The following is a 22624-nucleotide window of genomic DNA, read 5'->3' as shown; positions in this document are numbered from 1 at the left end:
CGCTCGAATTATTTGGCATCATCCGCCGTTTCTCCGAGGACTTCGATTTGTCCTTCCCGCCTTGCCGAGGATCATGGGCCATCATATCTGGATCCCCTCCGTTGCCCAACGCTGTCGGGTTTTGCTACCGAGGCTTTGACCTGGTCGCTGTGGTTTGGGCGAACTGGACTTCAACAGAATTGGCCTGAGCTTCGGTTCCAGCCGGGAGAGCGCCTGCAATGGCATTTCGATTTGTTCATACGGCCGACATCCATCTCGATTCCCCTTTGCGCTCACTTGCGCTGCGCAGTCCCGAGCTTGCCGAGCTCGTCGGGGATGCCAGCCGCCAGGCATTCACCGCGATCGTGGATCTGTGCCTGGAGGAGCGTGTCGACGCTCTCGTTGTTGCCGGCGATCTTTACGATGGCGACCAGACCTCGATGAAGACGGCGCGCTTTCTGGCCTCGCAGATGACGCGCCTGCACCAGGCCGGCGTCAGGGTCTACATGATCCGCGGCAACCACGACGCCATGTCGCGAATTACGAAGCAGCTCGTACTGCCGGACACGGTGACCACTTTTGGCGGCCGCGCCCAATCCGTAATCCAGCCTGGCTCTGGCATAGACGTCGCGTTCCATGGGCTGAGCTTCGCCAGCCCCAAGGCGCCCGAAAGCCTGCTGCCCAAATATGCCGGCCCGCAGGAGGGAGCTGCGAACATCGGCATCATGCATACGAGCCTGGCCGGCTCCCCAGGCCATGACGTCTATGCCCCTTGCAGTGTAGTCGATCTGCACGGCCACGGCTTTGACTATTGGGCGCTTGGCCACATTCACGTTCGCCAAGTGTATTCCGGTGCAAGTACGCTTGTGATGCCAGGGATCCCTCAGGGGAGGGACATCAATGAGGCGGGTGAGAAATCGGTCACGCTGGTCACCATTCGCGACGATCGCTCCGTCGAGATCGAGGAGAGGCTCACCAGTGTGGCGCAGTTCGAGCGGGTGAGCGTCGATTTAACTGGGGTGTCGGAATGGAGCGAGACCATCGCCCGCATCCGAGAAGGGCTGCAGCAAACCCGGGAGGGTACCAGATCCCGCTACCTTGTTGCCCGTCTTGGCCTGATCGGTACTTCCACGCTTTCATGGTCACTGATCCGCGACAGGGACTTGGCTGTCGCAGAGGCCGAGCAGGCAGCGGAGCAGGTAGGCAATAGCTGGGTGGAGAAAGTGGACCTTGCTCTTTCTGCTCCTGGCGTCGGAGATCTGGAAAGCGTCGCAGATCCCACCCTGGAGCTCGCGCAGTCGATGCGCGCCAATGCGGTGTCAGCGTCATTTCGGTCCGAAGCGCGGGAATTCGTGTTGAAGACGATCGCGGACCTGCCGCCCGATGCGCGTGGCTTCGCCGGCAAGGACGAAGCGGCGCTTGACCGGTTTCTCGACGATGTGCTTGCCGGAAGTGTCGACCTGGTCGCCGCGAGGCTCAAGGCAGGTGCGACGCGATGAGATTGCGGCGCCTCGATCTCACGCGCTACGGGAAGTTCACCGATAAGGCGATCGACTTTGGAGAGAAGCCGCTATCCGGCCCTGATCTTCATATCGTGTTCGGTTTGAACGAGGCTGGCAAATCGACGGCGCTGTCCGCATATCTTGATCTGCTATTCGGCATCGAGGAGCGCAGCCGCTACAATTTCCTGCACGAATACAGCTCCATGCGCATCGGCGGGGTGCTCGAATTCGAGGGGCGGGGGCTAAAAGTTTCCCGAACCAAAAGCCGCAGCAACTCATTGCATGACACCGAAGGCCAGCCGCTGAGCGAGATTGCCATTTCGGCTCACCTCGCCGGCTTGTCCCGCGAAGCCTACAGCAGCATGTTCTCACTGGATGACGAGACCCTGGAAGCAGGGGGCAAGGCCATCCTTGAATCGCGTGGTGATCTCGGCAAGCTCCTTTTCACCGCCAGCGCCGGGCTTGGTCATGCGAGCGATGTCTTGGCCGCACTGGAGACGGAGGCAGATGGGCTTCACCGGAAACAGGCCCAGACCACCGAAATCGCGCTGCTGAAGAAGCGGTTCGCCGAACTCAAGTCACACAAGGAGACGATCGACACCCTGGCCTCGACATTCGAGGCGCTCGAGGCGGAACGGGGGGAAGCCCAGGACAAGTATGATCGCAGCCTCGCTGAACGCTCAGTGTTGTCGGCGCGTCTGGCTACAATCGACCGATATGTGCGCGCCGCTCCGCTCCTGGTCGAAATCAAACGCAAGGCGAGCAGACTAGCTGAGCTGCCTGACATCCCGTCTCCTCCCAGGACCTGGAGTGGCAGCGTCACAGAATTGATCGATCAGGACGCGCGGCTGAGAACCCGTCTCCAGGCGAATGCCGATGAGATCGATCGGGCGAAGGCAAAGATCGACGCAATCGATGTCGACGAGGCTGTGCTGGCGATCTCCGAACAGCTGCGAGGTCTCGCCGAACGCAAGGCGCGCTATGTGGCCGCGGGCATGGATCTGCCGACCCGCAAAATGGAAGTCCAGATGCTTGACCAGGTGATGGCGACCTGTCTCGCCGCGCTTGGAAGGTCGGCCGAACAGGACCCGTCCCGGCTCATCCTGCCGGCCTTTGTGGTCGGCACGCTTCGCAACATGGTTGAGCAACGCTCTGGCATCACGACGAGCTTGCGGATGGCCCGCGACGAAGCCGCTGCCGCGCTCGACGGGCTCAACGCTGCACGAGGTCGCGTTGGCGAGGAGAGGGCGGTGCCCGAGCCCGCAAGAGCCAGGCTGATGGCAGCCGTGTCCGAGGCGAGGGCCAGCAGTCACACACGGGAGATAAGAGAGGCGCGCGCCTTGGAGGACGAGCGGCAAGCAAGGCTGGCGGATGCGATGCGGCGCCTCCAGCCGTGGTCGGGAGATGCGGACGCACTTTCGAAGACATCGGTTCCGCGACCAATGCAGATGGCTGCGTGGAAAACACTGGCCGCGGACCTTCAAAGGGACAAGGCAGTCTTCGCCGAGCGCTTGGCTGAACATGAACAAAGCCGGGTATCTGCTTCGTCACGCCTGGCTGCTGTCCGCGCCTCGGTCGATCTCGCCGACGATGACAAAGCGGCAGTCATGCGACGTGAAAGAGATGAGGCGTGGCGAAATCACCGGTCGGACCTCAAGGCTGAAACCGCAGACGTGTTTGCCGCTGCATTGGCCAAGGACGATGATGTCGGCGCGGCTCGGTTGGCCCATGCGGGCGAGCTGGCGGATCTGCGCGCAATCAAGCAAAAGGCGGCCGAGACCGAAGCCGCCATAGAGCGCGTACGCTGCCAACTCGCCGAGGTGGAAAAGCGCGCGGAAATGGCGTCAGCTGAAATCAAGCAAATTGCAAGCGCGTTGCTTGAGGATTGCCAGGCGAAGTCGCTCGACCTCTTGATCGGACTCCTGGAGGAGCGCCTTTCAGCGCGTGCTGACGCGCTTGGCGCTTGGGGTGACATCCTGCTCGCACGCGCAAAGGTCGAACGCGCAACAGCCGAAGGAGAGCGGGTCCAACTCGGATTGCCCTCGGCGCTTCAAAGCGTAGGAATTCAGCCGGAAGTCGGTGAGGCCCTGGGGGCAATGGTGGTCGCCGCCGACCGCTTTCTGGATAGGCAGGCGAAGGTCGACGCGGAACGCGCGGAAGCGCTGAGGAGCGTCGTCGCGAAAGAAGAGGAGCTGGCCGCCAGACGGCTCGCTGTTGAAATTGCCGAGCGGCGAGAGGGTGCATGGCAGGCCGAGGTCAAGGAAACGCTAAAGGGCACCTGGCTCGAAGAAGGCATTGCCGGGGCTGGGCTTGGCAGCGTGCTCGATCAGTTGTCGGAGCTGTCCAAGGCACTGCAAGATCGTGAGGCCATGCGTATCCGCATCCGCAAGATGGAGGCGGATAGGACTGCATTTGTTGAAGAGGTGGCCCGCCTTGGTGCGCAGGCCGGCGAGCGTGCAAGCGACGACGCGCCAGAACAGGTGAGCGTCAGGCTGACAGAACGTCTGGAGCAAGGCGAGCGTGCCCGTGAGGCGAGGGCAAATCTCCTCCTTGACGTTCAAAAATTACAGGACGTTCGAGAGGCACTGAATACTGAGGCCGCGGCACACGAGACCACAAAACAGGAAGTGCTCGATGCTTTTGGGGTGAAAACTCTGCCGGAGGTCGTGGAGCGCGATGAACAGCTTCGCGAGCGAGACGGCCTGCAGAGTGCCGTGGCCGAGCTTCAAGAACGATTGACGAGCGAGCTCGCCCTCGGCGACTTCATCCAGGCGCAGTCGTTGCTGGAGGGCCTCGATCTCGATGGGCTCGCAATTGAAAAGGCCGAGGTCGAGCGGCGCCTCGCCGACCTCGATGAATCACTGCAACAGCAACTCGTCCGGCGAACCCGGGCGACCGACAAGCTCGATGCGATCGGCGGCGACAGCGCAGTGGCGCGAATCGATGCCGATCGTCGCACCGTCCTTCTCGAAATCGAGGAAAAGGCCGTCCGCTACATCGAATTGAAGCTTGGGGTGATGTCGGCGTCGAGCGCGCTTCGCGTCTATCGCGAACGTCACCGCTCCGGAATGATGAGCGAGGCCTCCGACGCCTTCGCACTGATCACGCGGGGCCAGTACACAGGCTTGACGACCCAGCCGGTAAGGGGCGGCGAGGTCCTCATCGCGACACAGCGGGATGGCCAATCGAAGGTCGCAGACGCTCTTTCGAAAGGCGCGCGCTTCCAACTCTACCTGGCTCTACGCCTCGCCGGATATTACGAGTTTGCCAAGCTCAGGCCGGCTGTTCCGTTCATCGCCGACGACATCATGGAAACGTTCGATCATCTCCGGTCGGAGGAAGTTTTCCGGTTGTTCGGCGAGATGGCCAGCGTCGGCCAGGTGATCTATCTCACCCATCACCAACACCTATGCGACATCGCCAGGGCCGTCATCCCCAACGTCGCGATCCATGAGCTTGGATGATTTACGCGGCGTCGTTGTCGTTGGCCCGTTCTCGCGAGGCAAGCCGCATTGTCAACGACCGCTTCGCGCCCCATTCCGGACCATCAGAGTGTCTTCATTACCGCCCAATAGCGGCCGTCCGATTGCATTGCGTTTGCATCAAGCCGGTCCAGATCATTATTGGGGCGTAACGGCCTCTCTGCGGTTCCAGACGGGCGCCGAGATATCAACCTTGGTCCAACCAAACATTGCGGTAACGAAATTCATACGACCATCGGTATCGCCGCGCCATCCATGTTGATGACCACTCCGGTGACGTAGCTGGCTTTCGAGGAGCAGAGGAAGCCCACAACCGAGGCCACTTCGACGGGGGCGGCAAGGCGGCCGATTGGGATGGCGTCCGTGGCGCGTCGCAGCGCTTCAGCCTCATCGATCGCTTGGCTCACCGCAACTGCCTTCATGCCTTCGTCGACCCGTTCCGTTTGCGTCAGTCCAGGGTTCAGGCCGACTATGCGTACACCTTGCGCCGCATAGGCATTTGCAAGGCCCACTGTTGCCAGCATGAGAGCCGCATTTGCGGCTCCGCCGGGCAGATGGGTTGGAGACGCGACCTTGCCGCCGGCACCGATGATATTGATGATGACGCCTGTCCGTCTCGCCGCCATCTTTTTCAGGGTGGGATCGATGAGATTCATGTAGGGGAAATATTTGTCATCCATCGCTGTTCGCCACGCCTGAGCGTCGAGGTCCTGCGGCGGTGTTCGCTTGGCGGCGCCAGCGCTGTTCACAAGGATGTCGATCGGCCCGACTTCGTCCCAGACTTTGTCGGCTATCCGGCGCGCCTCCCCGCCAGAGCGAAGATCGGCAGCAATGGCTGTGGCGCCCGGGAGGTTCGGCAGTGCTGCGTCCAGGTTGGCCTGTGACCGTGAGCATATGACGACCTTGGCGCCCTCTGCCGCAAGCAGCTTTGCGCAAGCGAACCCGATGCCTTTCGAGCCGCCCGAGACCAAGGCAATCTTGTCTTGCAGACCAAGGTCCATTTCCATCCCCATCAATTTCGAACGAGTCGACGGATCGTTCAGGCTTCGGGCGGATCCACAGAGGCTATGGCAACGTCCAGACCGAGACTGTCTGGGAAGAGCCAGTTGTTTTCGTGTTTGCTTCTCCTGAGATACGTCTCGATCTCTGGGGCGTGTCGCATGGTCATGTCGATTTCGTCGTAGCCCATCATCAATGCGCGAGCACGCAAGGGTGGTATTCGGAAAGGATGACGGGTGCCATCGGATGCGGCAATCTCGAGCTCACCGAGGTCTACATGAAACGTCGCCTGAGCGGCAACAGGGTCAGCGCCGGCCAGTTCCTCCAGGGTTGAGTGGTCGATCAGTCCAGGTATCAATCCGTTGCGAAACGCATTTTCATAAAAGATGTCGGCAAAGCTGGGCGCCAACACGCAGCGTATTCCAAATTGCACGAGCGCCCAGACCGCCGCCTCGCGCGATGACCCACATCCGAAATTCTCCCCGCACAAAAGAATTGACGCGTTCCGATAGCCTGGCCTGTTCAGAATGAATTCGGGCCGTTCCCGTCCATCCTCGTCATAGCGAAGGTTGCCAAACAAGCCTTGGCCGAAATCCGGATTGGCCGATCTCAGCCACTTTGATGGAATGATCGCATCGGTGTTGATGTTTGACTCCCGCATGATGGCCATTACACCATCGACCCTTGAAACCGCTTCGCGCATTGGCTCCTATTCCTTCCGGATATCAGCAATGTGGCCTGAGACGGCAGCGGCCGCGACCATTGCCGGGCTGGCAAGGTGCGTCCTGCTGCTGGGGCCCTGCCTGTTCTCGAAATTCCGGTTTGAGGTGGCGATGCAACGCGAGCCTGGCGGGACGATATCGTCGTTGATGCTGACGCACATGGAACAGCCCGCTGAACGCCACTCAAACCCTGCATCGAGAAAAACCTTGTCAAGGCCGCGTCGTTCGGCCTCGGCCTTGACAGCTGTCGATCCGGGTACAACCAATGCTCGCACGCTAGCGGCTACACGCTTGCCTCTGGCGAAGGAAGCAGCTTCCTCCAGGTCCTCAATCCGGGCATTGGTGCAAGATCCGATAAAGGCAATGTCGACGGGAATGCCCTCAAGCGGCATGCCTGGTACGAGGCCCATATAGCGCAAAGATGCCGCAACAAGTTCTTGGCGCTGCGCATCTGCAAAACTCGAAGGATAGGGAAGGCGTTCGTCAACCCCTGCGACGTCCTGCGGCGTGGTGCCCCACGTTACCTGTGGTGCAATCCTGGCGCAATCGACAGTGAGCTCCCGGTCGAAGAATGCGCCCGCGTCAGTCGAGAGCTTTTGCCACGCCGTCACTGCGCGCTCGAACATCTTCCCTTTTGGGGCGAACTCCTTGTTCTCCACATAAGCGAACGTCTTGTCGTCGGGAGCGACCAGCCCTAATCGTGCGCCAAACTCTATGGACATGTTGCACAGCGTAAGGCGCGCCTCCACCGAAAGCTTGCGAATTGCGTCGCCGGCATATTCAACGGCACTGCGCCGCCCAGCGGCGATGCCAAATTTTCCGATCACGGCAAGGATAAGATCCTTTGCCGTGACACCTCTACCGATCGTTCCGTCGAAGTTTATCCGCATGTTGCGCGGACGCTCGAGCACCAGGGACTGCGTTGCGAGAACATGCTCGACTTCACTTGTCCCGACGCCGATGCCGATCGCCCCCAGACCGCCGACAGTCGATGTGTGGCTGTCTCCGCACGCCAGCACGCAACCGGGTAAGGCCAGGCCGAGTTCAGGGCCGATCACATGGACAATCCCTTGCCGCTTGTCCTCGACGCCAAAATGTCGAATTCCGTTTGCAGAGGAGTTCACGCGCATCAGATCAAGGAGTTCGACACCCTCAGCGTAGCTGTGATCCGTGCGGCCGGGCTTGGTCGAAACGATATGATCCTGCGTGGCGATTGTCAGGCCTGGATAGCGGACGCTACGACCCGCCCGGCGCAAGCCTTCAAAAGCCTGGGCACTTGTCGTCTCCTGCAGAATGTGGCGATCGACAAAAATCAGATCGCGGCCGTCTTCAACGGTAGCGATGCGATGGGCGCCCCAGATCTTGTCAAAGACCGTCGACGCACGACCGTCCGTGCGGTTGGGTTGATCCTGCATTTCTTTCTGATCCAGTTTCGGAGCGTCGCGGATGTGGCGAACCAAGCTAAAGGAAGACCGTCGATATCCAGGGCACGGCGGCAATCAGGATGAGTGCCAGCAACAGAGTCCCGAGATAGGGCCAAACCCGCCCCATTGCTTCTTCCGGCTGGATCTTGCCGATGGCGCACGAGATATAGAATCCAATCCCGAAGGGCGGCGAGAACAGTCCGAGCCCCATGGCCAGGATAACGACCATGGCATAGTGGACCTCGTCTATGCCGACCGCCGCGGCGACGGGAAACAACAGCGGCCCGAAGAGCACGACCGCCGGGATACCCTCGAGAAGGCTGCCCAGTACGGCGAACAGGACAATTGATAGCGCCATGAAGGTGAACTTCCCGCCGGGAAGGCTGGACATGACATCGACCAGAACACTGGCAAAACCGGACTGGGTTAGGGCCCATCCCATTCCGGTAGCGGTCCCGATGATCAACAGGATCGCCCCTGAAAGTGCGGCCGTCTCCACCAGGAGAGGATACAATTGCCACCACTTCAGCCGATTGTAGAAGATCGGCCCGACGATCAATACATAGACTACGCCGACGGTGGAAACCTCCGTCGCGGTTGCCACGCCCTCCACGACCGAGAAGCGTATGACGAGGGGCAGCACCAGTGCCGGCAAGGCAACGAGGAAAGCCTTTAGGATCACGGCGGCTTTGGCGCGTTCCGTCTGTCCCCTGTCATTACCCCGAGTGCGAAAATAGGCAGCAATACCAAGCGCGATTGCGCCGACGGCAGCTGGCAGCAGGCCGCCAATAAAGAGTGCGGCTATCGAGACACCCGTTACCGATCCGATCGTAATCAGGATCAGGCTGGGCGGGATGGTTTCTGACATTGCCGATGATGACGCGAGCAACGCCACCGTCTCGCCTTGCTCGTAGCCGCGCTTTTTCATTTCCGGCAGCAGCACTGGCGCAATGGCCGCCATGTCAGCCGCCTTTGCCCCCGAAATCCCGGAGACCAGATACATTGCTCCGAGCAGGACATATGACAAACCACCACGGAAATGTCCGACCAGCGTTGCCAGGAAATTGACGAGTGCGGCAGCCATGCCGGTGACGTCGACGAGAAGGCCAAGAAAGATAAACAGGGGTATCGCCAGCAGGATCAGGCTCGACATGCCGTGGTCCATCTGGTTGACGAGGATGAAGAGCGGCACGTCGGTTGTCAGCACGATGTAGGAAAGTGTGGTCACCCCGAATGCGAATGCGATCGGAACGCCAATGACGACGAGAGCGCCTACGATGACCGCAAAAAAGATGGGCAGGTTCCAATTGCCGATCGCGACAAGAGACGGTGAGATCACCACCAGCAGGGCGCTGATGACGGCCACGATGGCAACGGCGATCGCAATATCACGCCACTTTGATTTCCTAAAAAGCGACTGGAGCGCAACGATGCTCAGCAGTACCGCACCGGCCAAGATCGACGCGACGCGGTAGCTGTCGGGAATGTTCAGACCAGGCGTGATGATCATCCACTGGTCAACTACATAGTTGTAGGCTGGGCCCACGATCTCCACAACGAAGATCACCACCATCAATGATGCGATGGCGTCGACGACGCGCCGCATTCCTGGTTTGAAATGCTGCAGAAAGACCGAAAGCCGCATATGCTCATCACGGCTGAGTGCCAGCACGGCGCCCAGCATGCCCAGCCAGAGGAAAAGCGCGGCGGCAAGCTCGTCCGACCAGATGAGCGGCCGATCGAACACATAGCGCGCGACAACGCCGGCAAACAGCACGGCGATGTCGAGAATGACGAGGGCGGCGGCGACGCCTTCAAGGCAACGCAGCCAGGGCCTGCCACGAGTTCCCTGCGTCGTGACTGGCAGGGACGAATGAGCCACGGTCACCCTCGATTCCTCAGGTCAGCTTGCCGACGTATTTTTCGAGCGCCGCCCAACCTTCCGGCGTATATCGCGTTGCCCAGTCCTTGTAGAAGCCAGCCGCCCGTAATTTGTCCCGGAAAGGGGCAGGGTCGGGCTTGTTGAAGGTGATGCCCTTGGCGACAAGGTCCGTCTCCAGGGATTTGTTGGTGGCGGCGATCTTGGCGCGCTGTTCGACACCAGCCTCGTTCAAACCATCGGCAACGATTTTGTGCAGGTCCTGCGGCAGCGCAGCCCAGGCCTTGCCATTTGCAAAGAGCCACACGCCGTCCCACACATGCGAGGTGAGCGAGAGGAACTTCTGCACTTCGAAATATTTCGCCGTGTTGAACACCACCAGCGGATTCTCCTGCCCGGACACGATCTTGGTCTGAAGCGCGGAATATGTTTCGGCGAGATTGATGCTTGTTGGCGCTGCTCCAAGTGACTGGAACAGGGAGGTGTAGAGTTGCCCCGGCGGAACACGCAGTTTCAGGCCCTGCAGATCATCGGGTGAATTGATCGGTCCTGTGCTCGTGCTGATCTGACGAAAGCCATTGTCCCACATCTTCTCGAAAGGGTGCAGTTCAAGCTTCTCGAACCCGCTCCTGATATAGGCGCCGACATCGCCGTCGAGGGCGGCCCACACCTTGTCGTAATCGGAGAATGCAAAACCCATCCCGCTGAGCGAAGCCTCGGGCACCAGGATCGACAAGATGATCCCGCCGCCCTCGAAAAACTGGATTGCGTTGGCGCGCACTTGCGAGAGCATTTGCGTATCGCCGCCAAGCTGATTGTTGCCGAAGATCTGCAGTTCGAAACGGCCGCCCGAACTCTCGCGGATCTTGTCGGCGGCCGATTTCAGGAAAATATGAAAGGGGTGCGTCAGTGGGAAGCCGTGGCCAAATTTGTAGGTGAATTCCGCTGCCTGTGCACGACGCACAAGACCTGGCGCTGCCAACATGGCAGTTCCGGCGAGCCCGTAGGCCATTGCCGATCTGCGGGTGATCTTCGATGTCAGAAAAGTCATAAGTTCCTCCCATTCAATAGACTCGTTGTGTGGCTTAGTCTCAAAATGTCAGCCTGTCTGCCGCTCTCCGCCTTCCGCGTAACGGGCTTCGATTGCTTGCCATCCCGCGAGGTCAACCGCCGCTCGAAACCCCTGCGGCGACAGCTCTTCAAGCGTGTCGGCAAGCGCCTGCCTGTCGCCTCTTGCCAGTCCAAGCATTTTTTGAAGGGTCAGTTCAATCGTCCGCACCACCCTTTGGATGAGGGCAGCAGGGTAGACCACCTGAGAAAATCCGAGGTCGAAGAAAGCCTGGGGCGTGAGGGCAGGCATATCCGGGCTTTCGAAGACAGCAACCGCATTCCAGCCGCCCCGAAATGCCGCGCCGACTTGCCGGTACTCGTCGAGCGTCTTAAGGCCGGCGACGAAGACGCCATCCGCCCCTGCCTCAAGGCTTTTCTCGCCGCGGTGGATTGCCTCGGCTAGGCCGTGCGCTCCCAGTGCATCCGTACGGGCAATCACAACCAAATCCGGATCCAGGCGCGTGTCGAGCGCTGCCTTAAGCTTCGCGATGAAGGCCTCCACCGTCGCGACACTTCGTGCGGCGTTCGCCTCTGGTTGCTTGACAATGCGATCCTGATCCTCAATCAGAAATCCGCCGGCCCCCATGTGCTCGATCGCGCGAACCGTGCGCACAACGGCCTTTGCGTCGCCATAACCATCATCGGCGTCAACCAGCGCCGGAATTTCGGCCGCGGCGATGACGGGTCCCATCGCTGCCGCCATTTCCCCCAGTCCGGCCAGGCCGAGATCCGGCAGCGCGTAGTTGGCCGCGAGCAAAGATGATCCGCCGATGTTGAATGCCTGGAAGCCCGCCCGTTCAATGAGCCTGGCGGACAATGCATCATGCGCCAGGGGGCTCACCATCGGCTTGCCGGCTGCATGTGCCCTGCGCAGTCGCGCGCCGGGCGTACCCGTCGCGATGTCCCCCCTGCCGGGGGAAAGGATTGGCGTTTTCGTTTCTGAACAGGCGCCGGTCATGGTCTTGCCATCTCGAATTCGGTGGCGTGACGAAGAGCCCGACCATTGCTTGCCGGGTCGGACTTGCGGCAACCGCGAGCAACCAGGAACCGTGCCGGGGTTTCTCCGTGAACGCGTTTGAAGTGGCGGGTGAAATGCGTCTGATCCACAAAGCCGACCTCTGACGCAACCGTCGCAATGCTCTCACCTGCATGCAGAAGCGCCGTGCCGATTTTGACCCTGTGGCCTATCAGCCAGGCGTGGGGGGTTGTGCCTAGTTCACGACGGAACGCTCGGATGAGTTGGTAGGCGTTCAGCTTGGTCACGGACGAAAGGTCCTCAAGCGTCACGGGTTGCGCGTAATGCTGGGTCAGGTGCCCGATTGCGGCACGGACGGCCTTTGACAGGCTCGGCTCGCAACAGGGCAAGCAGGCGGGGGTGAGCTCGCCATGCGACAGCGCGTCTTCGGCGCCTCGAAAGTCCAGATCCAAAATCGTCTCCTCCGCTCCGCGCTTCCGAAAGGATGCGCGGTGCACCTTGTTGTGGCGATTGAGGGCGACCGCCTCGCTATTGACAATGCAAAATTGCTGCGCGTTGAATGAGGAAAAGTCATTCAAGAGGATGAGCGCCATGTATCTCCCGCCTCTCAATGCATTGAGAGCGTTTGAGGCTGCTGCCCGGCATCTGTCATTCAAGAAGGCAGGTGAAGAATTGTATGTGACGCAGGGCGCCATCAGCCGTCATGTGATGCATCTGGAGGACACACTCGGCCTCAAGCTCTTCGCACGTCATCACAAGCGGGTCACGCTAACGCCGGACGGGGAGCGATACAGCCACGAAATTCATCTCGCGCTGGCTGCCATAGCAAGGGCAACTGCCAGCTGCATGTCGGTGGTGGATGACGCCGTCCTGAAGGTGAAGGTGCCACCGACCTGTGCGATCCGCTGGCTCATGCCCCGCCTGCAGCGCTTCCATGAGACCTACCCCGCATTCTCGGTGCAGATTACAACGTCCCATGAAGCTTTCGATCCCGACCGGGACGTCTTCGACGTCGCCCTTCAATACGGTCTGTCGCATTCGGACCTGGTGGATTGCGAGTTGCTGTTCAGCGAGATTCTGATCCCAGTCTGCACCGAGGAATTCGCCCGCCGCTCGCGCATTAACGCATCGGCCGATATCGTCGGGCAGGTGTTGCTGAAGTCGGTCCTGAGGCCGCTTGACTGGCCGCGCTGGTTCAAAATGGTTGGCGCAGATGTCGATCGCTCGGCTGACCGACAGATCGTTCTGGAGAATGCATCCCTCACCTACGAGGCTGCCGAGAAAGGCTTCGGCATAGCGCTGGGCCAGGCCGCCTTTGTGGTGGACGAACTCGAGCGTGGGCGACTGATTGCGCCGGTCGGCGGCCGCCTTGTCGATGAGACCGGATACTATCTCCTGGTCCCTCGCGAACGCGCCCGGCTGCGCAAGGTTCGGGCCTTTCGCAGATGGATCGCTAGCGAAGCCGTGTCGACGCGCAAGGTGCTGGAGCGCTTCCCCAATTAGCCTGCATGGACGACCCGTCGGCTGCTTCTTCGCAATTTTATCCTATCCCGCTTTCCTGGCTGAGCCTAGGAACAACCGTTGGCTGTCACACCCTTTAGGGTCTCAGTTGATGGATGAGAAAAATATATAAGAAGTGAAACAACTCCAGTTTAATCCATGTCGAATTTTCTAAGTAAGACAGTGGATTTCGTTGCATACCGACGAGATTCTCTACTGTTGAAGAACCGATTGGAGCCTTAGAAATGCCCTCGAATCACAAATTTCCATTACCTGCCAAGCGCGCTCTTTTCTATGGAGGTGCTTGGCATGAGGCTCGAGGAAAGGGAACGATCACGGTTTCCAGTCCTTCAACCGGCGAGAACCTTGGAGTGGTTGCAAACGCAACCCGCGAAGACGTCGATGACGCAATCGAGGCTGCCGCCGCGGCGTTTCCATCATGGCGGGATACACCGATCAGTGAACGCGCCAAGCTCGTGCGCAAGGCGGCGTCAGTCCTGCGAGCCCATGCCGAGGAGTTGGCCTATATCGACGCGCTCGACAGCGGCAATCCAATCAAGCCCATGATCGTGGATGTCGAGTTGAGTGCGGACTACCTGGAATACTTTGCCGGTCTGGCCTCGGAATTGAAGGGGCACACCATTCCGCTGCAGCCTGATGTGCTGAACTATACCGTGCGCGAGCCTCTCGGCGTGGTGGCAAGGCTGGGTGCATTCAATCATCCGCTGTTTTTCACCGCCAGCAAAACCGGTGCCCCCTTGGCATCTGGGAACACGCTGGTGGTCAAGCCCGCCGACACGACGCCGCTGTCGACGCTGCGCCTTGCCGAAATCTGGAGCGATGTCTTTCCGCCAGGCGTCTTCAATGTGGTGACCGGCGGCCTGGAAGCCGGCGTGGCGCTGACGGAAAATCCGAAGGTCGCCAAGATCGGCCTGATTGGAAGCATCGGCGCCGGCCGCGCTGTCATGAAGGCCGCAAGCAGTACTTTGAAAGCCCTCAGCCTCGAACTCGGTGGGAAGAATGCGCTTATTGCCTGCGAGGACGCAAACCCTGAACTGGTCGCGAAAGCGGTCGTCAAAGGCATGAACTTCTTCTCCGTCGGGGGACAGTCGTGCGGTTCGACAAGCCGCGTCTTTCTCCATGATGCGATCCATGACGCGGTGCTGCCTCTGGTGACGCAGATCGTGTCGCGCATCAAACTCGGTCTTCCTACCGATCCTGAAACCGAGATGGGATGCCTTTCGAGCCGTGGCCAATTCGAGAAGACGATGCGGTATATCGAGATCGGCAAGGACGAAGGCGCCAGACTACTGACCGGCGGGAAGCGAGCGGTCGGCCCCGGTCTTGGCGACGGCTATTTTGTCGAGCCGACGATTTTTGCCGACGTCACCGACACTATGACGATCGCCCGGGAAGAAATCTTTGGGCCGGTTCTCAGCATTTTGCGTTGGTCGGATGAGGATGACGTCATTGCCCGTACGAACGCGGTCGAGCAAGGGCTGACGGCATCAATCTTCACCCAGGATCTGGCGCGCGGGCATCGGATGGCGGCGCGGATTCAAGCGGGCTACCTCTGGATCAATGACAGCAGCACCCATTACGTCGGCGTTCCGTTTGGCGGCTACAAGCAATCGGGCTTCGGCAAGGAAGAGGCGTTCGAAGAAATGGTTGCCTGTACTCAAGTCAAGAACATCAACGTCAAACTGTCGGCCTGAAGGCTGCAAGCTGCGGCTTCGCATTGACGCGTCAAGATGGCCGCATGCCGGCCCAAGAGGTGCAAATTGGTCAATCATGTAACGAACACCCGAAGCGAGATGCCGCGCAACGAACCGGCCGGGCCTTTCGACGTGGAACGGCCCTTGCCATCGGCTTCGACCGGAGAGTGGGGGAGCGACGTTGCCGCCGATATGCTGCGCGCCCTGGACATCCCGTTTGTGGCGCTCAACCCGGGCGCCAGTTTTCGTGGCTTGCACGACAGTCTGGTCAACCACCTCGGCAATGAAAACCCACAGATGCTGCTGTGCCTGCACGAGGAACACGCGGTCGCAATCGCGCATGGTTGGGCCAAGGTTACAGAAAAACCAATGGCCGCGATCGTGCACAGCAATGTGGGGCTGATGCATGCGACAATGGCCGTTTTCAACGCTTGGTGCGATCGGGCGCCACTTCTGCTCGTCGGTGCCACCGGCCCGGTTGACGCGGCAAAGAGGCGGCCCTGGATCGACTGGATACACACCGCGCAAGACCAGGCCGCGTTGGTGCGGCCCTACACAAAATGGGACGACCAGCCGGCCTCGGCGCAGGCCGCGGTCGAATCTTTTTTACGCGCCTTTCAGATGACGAGCACCTATCCAAAGGGGCCAACCTACATCTGCCTCGATGCAGGTCTGCAAGAGCTGCGGCTTGACGAGCGTCCAACGATTCCCGACGTCAAACGGTTCGGGCCCGCGATGTCTGGCGGGCCGAATGTCGAGGTGGTCAACGATGTCGCGCAACGCCTCCTCAAAGCCAAGCGCCCGGTGATCCTTGCCGGTCGTGTCGGCCGCGATGAGACGGCTTGGGACAAACGTGTCCAACTGGCGGAAGCATTAGGCGCCATCGTTGTGACGGATATCAAGGTGCCGGCTGCGTTCCCGACGACACATCGGCTGCATGGTGCGCCGGCCGGCACGTTTTTGAGCCCCGCCAATGCCGCATTGTTACGTGAGGCGGACGTCATTCTCAGTCTCGACTGGATCGATCTGGCAGGGACCTTGAAATCCGCATGGCAGCGCGATGCGGTCTCGGCCACCGTAATCCAGGTTTCCGGCGATCAGTACGTGCACAATGGCTGGAGCATGGACTATCAAGGCCTCCCGCCCGCCGACATCCTCATCCTGACCGAGGCCGATGCGACGGCTTCCCTCATCCTTGACGCGGTGACCCGCCTGAATGTCGCCCCCGCGGCATCCTGGCCAGCGCGGACATATGCCGTGCCGTTACCGGAGATGCCCAAGCAGATCAAGATTGGGACCCATGTCGATATTCCCTTGTTGGCCGCCGCGCTCGCCGAAGCCGTGCACGGCAACGATGTTTGCCTGATCCGCGGTCCTCTGTCCTGGGCAGGGCATCTGTGGGAGATAGAGCATCCACTCGACTATCTGGGCATAGACGGTGGTGCCGGCCTGGGCTCTGGTCCAGGAATGGCAATCGGGGCGGCGCTCGCTTTGAGGGGCAGCGGAAGGCTTCCCGTCGCCGTGTTCGGCGATGGTGACTTCATGATGGGTTCCACGGCGATCTGGACTGCGGTTCACTACCGCATCCCTGTCATGATCGTGGTGGCGAACAATACCTCGTTCTTCAACGATGAGCTGCATCAAGAGCGCATGGCTCGCCAGCGTGACCGCGTTGTCGGCAACAAATGGATTGGCCAGCGCATGGCCGATCCCGACATCGATATCGCCATGGTCGCGCGCGCCCAGGGCGCGACCGGTATTGGACCAGCTAGGGATCTTCTCGAACTTCGCCGTTGCCTTGCGGAAGCTGTCGCCGCTGTTCAAAAGGGGCAAGTTGTAGTCGTGGATGCACGGGTGTTGCCTGGATATGACGCGAACACCACTCAAAGCATGCAGAAAACCGCAGGCTGAAAAATGCTCTCAACGGATCCACCAGCGAGGACATCGTGAACGGCTACGATTTCCACAATCGAACTGCGATCATCACGGGCGGCGGACAGGGAATCGGCCTAGCCGTTGCCGAATTGATGCTGGCGAATAGAGGTTCAGTTTCGATCTGGGATCGCAACGAACGACTCTTTCGCATTTGCAAGCACGCCTCACCGATCGTAAGCGGGTGCAGCTGTTGACCGTTGATATCGCCAACCTTCTGTTGGCTGGCAACCGAAGAAACCTCGTTCACCACCGCCGCCACCTTCGATCTTTCTGGGGTAGGGCGACCTCTTGATCGGCGTGGCAGTTAGCTTCTTACGTGTGTTTGAGATCGGCAACCGAATGACCTCTCCCTTACACCGCCGCGCCGGAACCGGACGTTCGCTTCCGGCTCCCGTTCAGCCGTCAAGGGTCCGGCCGGTAAGAGCGCCCGCTAAACTTGATCGTCAAAGCCGCGTTCGCCGATCTGCTTTCCGTATTGAGCGGGCTCCGATTGCCGCGACGCTCATAACTCGTCTTTCCGTGCCCGCCCTATACCCTCGAATGGCCGGGGGGCTCTCGTGCCGGCGGCAAGCCGGCGCACTATCCGGCGGACAAGGACGCCAGGGGCGGTCACAGCCCCAGTGCCGCAGCGACCCGTTCTTGGAAATACTGCACTCCCCGCTCATGCCGCCCCGAAAGCGGGCCGGAGCTATAGGCCCCTGCGGCATAGTTGCGATGCGTATCGGCGCAGATGGCGTAGTCCTCGCGTACCACGGCCAGCGTGCCTTGCACAGATTTCGCCCTGCTCTCGGATGCTTCTGCAGAGGTGTCGGCAAAGAAGAAATGGTAGTGCTGGTCTGTGTGATGCGGTGAGGTCGGGTTGATCCGGCTAACGTTCATGCCGCCATCGAAAAGCGACAGCGTCCAGTTCGGCCACATCCAAAGCCATTTGCCGCGATAGAACAGACCGTCTTTCGGCGGTGCGGTCATCCGGACATAACCGGGATGGGCGGAGGTCTGGAAAGCTTCGAAGTCGATGGCAGCGTAGAACGAGGGATGTGTGCCAGGGATGTGGTAGCCTTCGACGAAATTGTCGGTGTAGATCTTCCAGTTCGCCGCAAAGCTGACAGTGGCCTGATCGGTGGCGGCATAGGTCTCCAACGGCTCGTCCGCCAGTTCGGCGGGGAGAGAGCCAAGTTGATCCAGAAGACTTTCCTTCGGGTCGAGTGCCGTGAAGAGCAGCCCGCGCCATTCGGCCAACTGCACCGTCTCCAGCGGCCAGTCTTCGGCGATGATCGCGGGATCCTTGCCATACCACGGGGCCTGCACCAGCCGTCCGGTGTCGGCGAAGGACCATTTGTGATAGGGACAAACGATCAGCCCACATTTGCCCGCGCCGTCGGCCAGAAGTTTCGCCCCCCGGTGGCGGCAGACGTTCTTAAATCCGCGCAAGGTCCCGTCCCGGCCCCGGATGGCGAAGATCGGTGTGCCGGCGATGTCGATGGCAAGGTATTGACCGGACGTCGCGACCGAGGCGACCGGCCCCATGAACTGCCAGGTGTGCGCGAAGATGTTGCCCCGTTCCTGCTGCCAGATATCATCGCGGACATAAAGCGAAGGGTCCAGGTTCAGGTATTGCACGGGCGGAGTATCAAGTGGCAGGTAGTCGGGCCGCAAGGTGTCTGGCGTCATAGGCTAACCTCGAGTTGCTGCCATCCTGTCGTAAGCGGGGCGACATCGCAAGGGAATGGGCTCTGCTGCGCACAGCCTGTAAGCCGGCGTGCAATTTTGCTCTACCGCAGATTTGCTGGAGTTGCGGTTCATTTCCAATTCGTCGATACCGCTCATGGTCACTTGCCGAGATTGCAGATCGTTTCAATCGAGCGATGGTTCAACGGAAAGCGCCCAGTTATCCCATCGCTGGGGCATGTCTCACGGGAGTTTTTTCGCCAATCTTCCAAACCCGACAAGAGCTCCAAAAAGAAGCGTCCGGACCCAGCGGCACCCGAGTTCCCCTTCAGCTTTATGGCGATGGTAAGAGCGAGGTCGTACATTTTAACCCAGCTGTGGTGCCAAAGGACAAGGCGCATATCGGCGGCCTGCTCTAAGTCGCAACCAACCCGCCGCCGCTCGTTGGCCGACGCTGGTTTGATCCAGCACAGACCCTTGCTGCCATCCTAGCCGGCCTTCTAGCGCCGGCACAAACAGCCTCGTGGAACATAATCGCGCTGAAGAGCTTCGGCCCTTGCACTGTTCCCATCCAGTGCAATTCCTCTATGACACTCGCCCGCTGCCGAAGGGTGGCGGGCTTTTTCATTCGACCCGGAACGACCAGCGCCGTGAGAGGTTAGGCGTCTGGCCGATGCCTCCCCCTCCGCCCTCCGTCGGCGTCGGCTCAAATTGCCCGCCTCGGCCCGCGCCGGGGCGGGCTTTTTCGTGTCCCTTCGGAACTTCATCGGGAATGGCTTGTTAGCCGAGCGGCGGCAGGTGCTTCAGCGGCCGGGTCGCCGACCAAGGACCCAATCCTGGTCGGCCCGCGCTTCCCCCGAGTTGGCGCGGGCCATCCTCTCTCCAGAATGGTGTTTCTATGACCAATGATATCCCCGAAAAGAAAGCTCGTCAGGGCGGGCGCGGACTTCCGGCTCTCGCTGTTTTGCTCTGTGGACTGCTATTGGCAATGATCGCGTGGGGCATTGCTGAAATCTATGGCGAGCAGGCCAAGACGCCGGCAACACAGGAGAAGCCCGCGCCACAGGAGAATAGTCAGGCGCCGGCATCCATCAGCCCGAATCCTGCGCAAAGCGATCCCGTTAAGTCCAAAACCGACAATATGAATGCCGAGCCGGTCGATAAGAACCCAAAGGTGGACAAGAACCCAACACCCCAATCGACCACTGGTGGCGATCAACAAGGTACCCAACCGTCACAGCCGGCCTCGCCGTAGTTGGTTCTGGAACGGCTCGTTTGTCTCGGGGCGCCTAGCCGGTTGACCAACGCCATTCCGCTAAGACTGGGCACTTTCATGCAGATGCCCCGCTGGCTCCGGCCGGCGGGGCTTTTTTTATTGCTTCGTGCTTGCGCCGGTCAGTTCTCGAAAGACGTGACACCAAAAGCGGTAGTCGGCGTTTCGACCAGCTAGATTCGCGTCTAGCGCACCAAGCGACGGCGGTCGCAGCATCCTGCCCGTAAAGCTCGATCGCGGCGATAACCGCTCACTCGGGACTGCCAGTTCCGCAATGGTCAATGCTGCGTCGATGGGCTTGGCTTCAGTGCGTGACATCGTATCGCTCCCGAACGTTGCTGCCAAAGTAGCGCGTTCGAGCGGGCAGTCTATCATAGGTATTGACGGCGCACTCAACCGGCATTTCCCCCGCCCGATGGGGTTTTTTGCAGGGGCGGTGCGGAACAATCAAGCTTAACATTTGTTATACCGGCCATGCCTGGCCGCCCGCCACCTGTCCCGGTTCGTATATTGCTTCTCGCGATCCTCCTTGATCTCGCTGTCAAGGAACATCTTGAACGAGGCGAGGGCTCAGGGGCAAGCGACTGTCGGGTCAAGGCCCGTCTCGACGACGGTGGGGCTTTTTTTATCGCCCACGAAACCAAACCATCTCCGGCAAGTTCGGATCCCAAAGGAGGCTCCGATGACTACCGGCGACGGACGCGAAGATGATCCGGGCATCCAGTTCCTTGCCCGGCGCCTGGCTAAAGAGGTGGGCATCTCCGAGGCAGAGGCGCGTGGCCTGATCAAGCTCATCGGCCCCGACTGGAATTCCCTGGTTCGCGAAGCCAAGATTTGGAAAGACCTAAAGGGCTCTGCCAGTTAGCTTCCGACGCACTGTCCGGTTGCTCCTCGGCTATGCCTTGATGCTGGGCGCCGGTGGCACACCGAGCGCTTCCCGAGAAGTGACAAGACCCCCGATACAGCGCTCCGCTGGCTCAGCCGGCGGGTTTTTGCGTTTCAGCTATCACAGGTCGATTTCGCCTAGTCCGCGGCACCTGAAGCAAGGGAATTCGTAGGTGACGGGGTCACCTGTGGGAACTCTCCAAATCGGTCCCTCCGACATACCGGGCCAACGCTTCCCATCAGCATAGATCATGGTCGCCAACGCAAGGTCGTAGCGATCGTCAATGTCTTCGACCGGGAGCCTCCAGAAGCCTTTGCCTTTGCATTGCGGACAGTTGATCAGCATGAGCACCTCCTCAACCGGTCAAACATTCAATTCAGCTAAAATGTTCCGGAACTGAATCGGGCGTCGCGGCTTGAGTCGCGTCTGTGGCGTGGGGTCTTTCAGTTGCCTAAGCTTTCCGGTGAGGGCAGGCTGAAGTTCATCGAGCCTATGGAGCCCGAGCTCGTCGAGCGCCCGCCAGAGGGCGGCGACTGGAGCCATGAGGTCAAATTCGACGGGTACCGCACCCAGGTCATAAAAGACGTCGACGGCATCCGCTTCTTCACCAAGAACGGGTACGACTGGACGGATCGGTATCGCAGTCTCGCCGGCGACGTTGCGGCGATCGAAGCGGGGAGCTTCATCCTCGATTGCGAAGCCATCAAAGTCAACGAAGCGGGCATGTCCAATTTCCACGCCCTGCAATCGGCCGTCGCCGGCCGCAATCCGAAGGATCTCTATCTCGTCGCCTTCGATCTGTTGCACATCAACGGCCACGATCTGCGCGACATGCCGCTGGAAGACCGTCGCGAGATCTTGCACGAGATGATCCCGACCGGCGGTAGGATACAGTTCAGCGAGGCGCTGCCCGGCACCGGCGGCGCTGTTTACCACCTGGTCGACCAGGCAGGCCTTGAAGGCATGGTCTCGAAGCGGAAGGGCAGCACTACAGCAGCGGCCCGACGATGAACTGGCGCAAGATCAAGTGCTACGACGTCAAGGACATGGACATCATCGGCGTGCAGCGAGAGCGGGGCAAGCCAGCCATGGTCTTGATGGCCGATAAGGGCCACTATCGCGGCGGCGCCTTCGTCACCTTCAAGCCGACAAACGACAGGCTTTATGGGACAGGGTGCAGGGCAAGGTTGGGGGGCCGGTGCGAAAGGGGCATAAGAAGGACAAGGCCGAATGGCTGAAGCCAGGTCTGGTCGGAAGGGTGAAGTTCCTGAAGGGCGAAGAGAATTTGCGCCACGCGAAGCTGCTAGACTACCGAGAGGATGAATGATGGCCGTAGCCAAGAAGGATCAGGAGCGCGTCACCTACGCGTCGATGTACGGCGCACAGGCCCGCAAGGATGGCAAGGAACGCGCCGTGCCCGACTTCTGGCAGGAGCATGCCGAAGCTTGGCTTCAGGGATACGACGGCTTGCCGATCGGGGGCGAGATAAAGCCCGTTGCCACCACGATGGAAGCGGAGGCTGATGAAGACGCAGTATCCGCATCACGCCCGCACAATAACATTTGAGGTTTCGC

General features: G+C 60.2%; 16 protein-coding genes and 1 pseudogene. 9 read left to right on the top strand and 8 right to left on the bottom strand.

What is annotated here, in order from left to right:
- Positions 1-218 precede the first annotated feature (218 nt).
- The gene (locus LB533_RS14460; RefSeq protein WP_224677459.1) at positions 219-1478 is read left to right on the top strand and encodes an exonuclease SbcCD subunit D; all 1260 of its coding nucleotides are present in this window, start codon (positions 219-221) and stop codon (positions 1476-1478) included.
- On the top strand, positions 1475-4945 hold the full coding sequence (locus LB533_RS14455) for an ATP-binding protein (RefSeq protein ID WP_224677458.1): 3471 nt from the start codon (positions 1475-1477) through the stop codon (positions 4943-4945). The genes LB533_RS14460 and LB533_RS14455 overlap by 4 nt, the downstream gene beginning before the upstream one ends.
- Positions 4946-5187: 242 nt before the next feature.
- Here the strand turns inward: LB533_RS14455 and LB533_RS14450 are convergent, their stop codons facing one another.
- The 7 genes from LB533_RS14450 to LB533_RS14420 form a co-directional block, all read right to left on the bottom strand.
- On the bottom strand, positions 5188-5934 hold the full coding sequence (locus LB533_RS14450) for an SDR family oxidoreductase (protein WP_263487514.1): 747 nt from the start codon (positions 5932-5934) through the stop codon (positions 5188-5190).
- A gap of 68 nt (positions 5935-6002) precedes the next feature.
- Positions 6003-6665 carry a 3-isopropylmalate dehydratase small subunit gene (leuD, locus tag LB533_RS14445; protein ID WP_224677456.1) on the bottom strand — a complete coding sequence of 221 codons (663 nt, stop codon included), beginning with the start codon at positions 6663-6665 and terminating at the stop codon, positions 6003-6005.
- A gap of 6 nt (positions 6666-6671) precedes the next feature.
- Entirely contained in the window at positions 6672-8144 is a 1473-nt protein-coding gene (gene leuC, locus LB533_RS14440; protein ID WP_318012499.1) for a 3-isopropylmalate dehydratase large subunit, read from the bottom strand.
- Position 8145: 1 nt separating this feature from the next.
- Positions 8146-9990, bottom strand: coding sequence for a TRAP transporter large permease subunit (locus LB533_RS14435; RefSeq protein ID WP_411970891.1), 1845 nt, complete (start codon positions 9988-9990; stop codon positions 8146-8148).
- 16 nt (positions 9991-10006) lie between these two features.
- On the bottom strand, positions 10007-11038 hold the full coding sequence (locus LB533_RS14430) for a TRAP transporter substrate-binding protein (RefSeq protein WP_411970887.1): 1032 nt from the start codon (positions 11036-11038) through the stop codon (positions 10007-10009).
- A 48-nt stretch (positions 11039-11086) separates the two neighbouring features.
- Positions 11087-12055 (bottom strand): oxaloacetate decarboxylase, encoded by a 969-nt coding sequence (locus LB533_RS14425; protein WP_224677454.1) that lies wholly within the window; start codon positions 12053-12055, stop codon positions 11087-11089.
- On the bottom strand, positions 12052-12666 hold the full coding sequence (locus LB533_RS14420; RefSeq protein ID WP_224677453.1) for a helix-turn-helix domain-containing protein: 615 nt from the start codon (positions 12664-12666) through the stop codon (positions 12052-12054). The genes LB533_RS14425 and LB533_RS14420 overlap by 4 nt, the downstream gene beginning before the upstream one ends.
- Between LB533_RS14420 and gcvA the strand changes: the two genes are divergently transcribed.
- From gcvA to LB533_RS14405, 3 genes are all read left to right on the top strand, one after another.
- The gene (gene gcvA / locus LB533_RS14415; protein ID WP_224677452.1) at positions 12656-13576 is read left to right on the top strand and encodes a transcriptional regulator GcvA; all 921 of its coding nucleotides are present in this window, start codon (positions 12656-12658) and stop codon (positions 13574-13576) included. The two genes, LB533_RS14420 and gcvA, sit on opposite strands and share 11 nt — an antisense overlap.
- Before the next feature lie 242 nt (positions 13577-13818).
- Positions 13819-15288 carry an aldehyde dehydrogenase family protein gene (locus tag LB533_RS14410; protein ID WP_224677451.1) on the top strand — a complete coding sequence of 490 codons (1470 nt, stop codon included), beginning with the start codon at positions 13819-13821 and terminating at the stop codon, positions 15286-15288.
- A 66-nt stretch (positions 15289-15354) separates the two neighbouring features.
- A complete protein-coding gene (locus LB533_RS14405; RefSeq protein WP_224677450.1) occupies positions 15355-17199 on the top strand; it encodes a thiamine pyrophosphate-binding protein in 1845 nt (614 codons plus the stop codon).
- Positions 17200-17832: 633 nt separating this feature from the next.
- On the opposite strand, the gene LB533_RS14400 is transcribed toward LB533_RS14405, so the two are convergent.
- Positions 17833-18894 (bottom strand): aromatic ring-hydroxylating oxygenase subunit alpha, encoded by a 1062-nt coding sequence (locus LB533_RS14400; RefSeq protein WP_224677449.1) that lies wholly within the window; start codon positions 18892-18894, stop codon positions 17833-17835.
- An 895-nt stretch (positions 18895-19789) separates the two neighbouring features.
- Here LB533_RS14400 and LB533_RS14395 point away from each other — a divergent pair.
- The 4 genes and pseudogenes from LB533_RS14395 to LB533_RS14380 all read left to right on the top strand — a co-directional run bounded on the left by LB533_RS14395 (position 19790) and on the right by LB533_RS14380 (position 22616).
- Positions 19790-20146, top strand: coding sequence for a hypothetical protein (locus tag LB533_RS14395; protein WP_140640805.1), 357 nt, complete (start codon positions 19790-19792; stop codon positions 20144-20146).
- A 700-nt stretch (positions 20147-20846) separates the two neighbouring features.
- Entirely contained in the window at positions 20847-21029 is a 183-nt protein-coding gene (locus LB533_RS14390; protein WP_224677448.1) for a hypothetical protein, read from the top strand.
- A gap of 513 nt (positions 21030-21542) precedes the next feature.
- Positions 21543-22377 (top strand): annotated as a pseudogene (locus tag LB533_RS14385) (ATP-dependent DNA ligase).
- A complete protein-coding gene (locus tag LB533_RS14380) occupies positions 22374-22616 on the top strand; it encodes a hypothetical protein (protein WP_224677447.1) in 243 nt (80 codons plus the stop codon). The pseudogene LB533_RS14385 and the gene LB533_RS14380 overlap by 4 nt, the downstream one beginning before the upstream one ends.
- Positions 22617-22624: the final 8 nt, after the last annotated feature.

It is taken from the genome of Mesorhizobium sp. BR1-1-13 (genome assembly GCF_020165515.1).
In the GTDB taxonomy this organism is placed as follows: domain Bacteria; phylum Pseudomonadota; class Alphaproteobacteria; order Rhizobiales; family Rhizobiaceae; genus Mesorhizobium.
This window is presented reverse-complemented; position numbering and strand designations above follow the sequence as displayed.

What these genes read in the sequence shown, in the direction of transcription:
- LB533_RS14420 (WP_224677453.1), bottom strand. Translation starts at nt 12,666, where the DNA reads ATGGCGCTCATCCTCTTGAATGACTTTTCCTCATTCAACGCGCAGCAA.
- LB533_RS14460 (WP_224677459.1), top strand. Translation starts at nt 219, where the DNA reads ATGGCATTTCGATTTGTTCATACGGCCGACATCCATCTCGATTCCCCT.
- LB533_RS14390 (WP_224677448.1), top strand. Translation starts at nt 20,847, where the DNA reads ATGACTACCGGCGACGGACGCGAAGATGATCCGGGCATCCAGTTCCTT.
- LB533_RS14410 (WP_224677451.1), top strand. Translation starts at nt 13,819, where the DNA reads ATGCCCTCGAATCACAAATTTCCATTACCTGCCAAGCGCGCTCTTTTC.
- LB533_RS14425 (WP_224677454.1), bottom strand. Translation starts at nt 12,055, where the DNA reads ATGACCGGCGCCTGTTCAGAAACGAAAACGCCAATCCTTTCCCCCGGC.
- gcvA (WP_224677452.1), top strand. Translation starts at nt 12,656, where the DNA reads ATGAGCGCCATGTATCTCCCGCCTCTCAATGCATTGAGAGCGTTTGAG.
- LB533_RS14400 (WP_224677449.1), bottom strand. Translation starts at nt 18,894, where the DNA reads ATGACGCCAGACACCTTGCGGCCCGACTACCTGCCACTTGATACTCCG.
- leuD (WP_224677456.1), bottom strand. Translation starts at nt 6,665, where the DNA reads ATGCGCGAAGCGGTTTCAAGGGTCGATGGTGTAATGGCCATCATGCGG.
- LB533_RS14455 (WP_224677458.1), top strand. Translation starts at nt 1,475, where the DNA reads ATGAGATTGCGGCGCCTCGATCTCACGCGCTACGGGAAGTTCACCGAT.
- LB533_RS14430 (WP_411970887.1), bottom strand. Translation starts at nt 11,038, where the DNA reads ATGACTTTTCTGACATCGAAGATCACCCGCAGATCGGCAATGGCCTAC.
- LB533_RS14395 (WP_140640805.1), top strand. Translation starts at nt 19,790, where the DNA reads ATGACCAATGATATCCCCGAAAAGAAAGCTCGTCAGGGCGGGCGCGGA.
- LB533_RS14380 (WP_224677447.1), top strand. Translation starts at nt 22,374, where the DNA reads ATGATGGCCGTAGCCAAGAAGGATCAGGAGCGCGTCACCTACGCGTCG.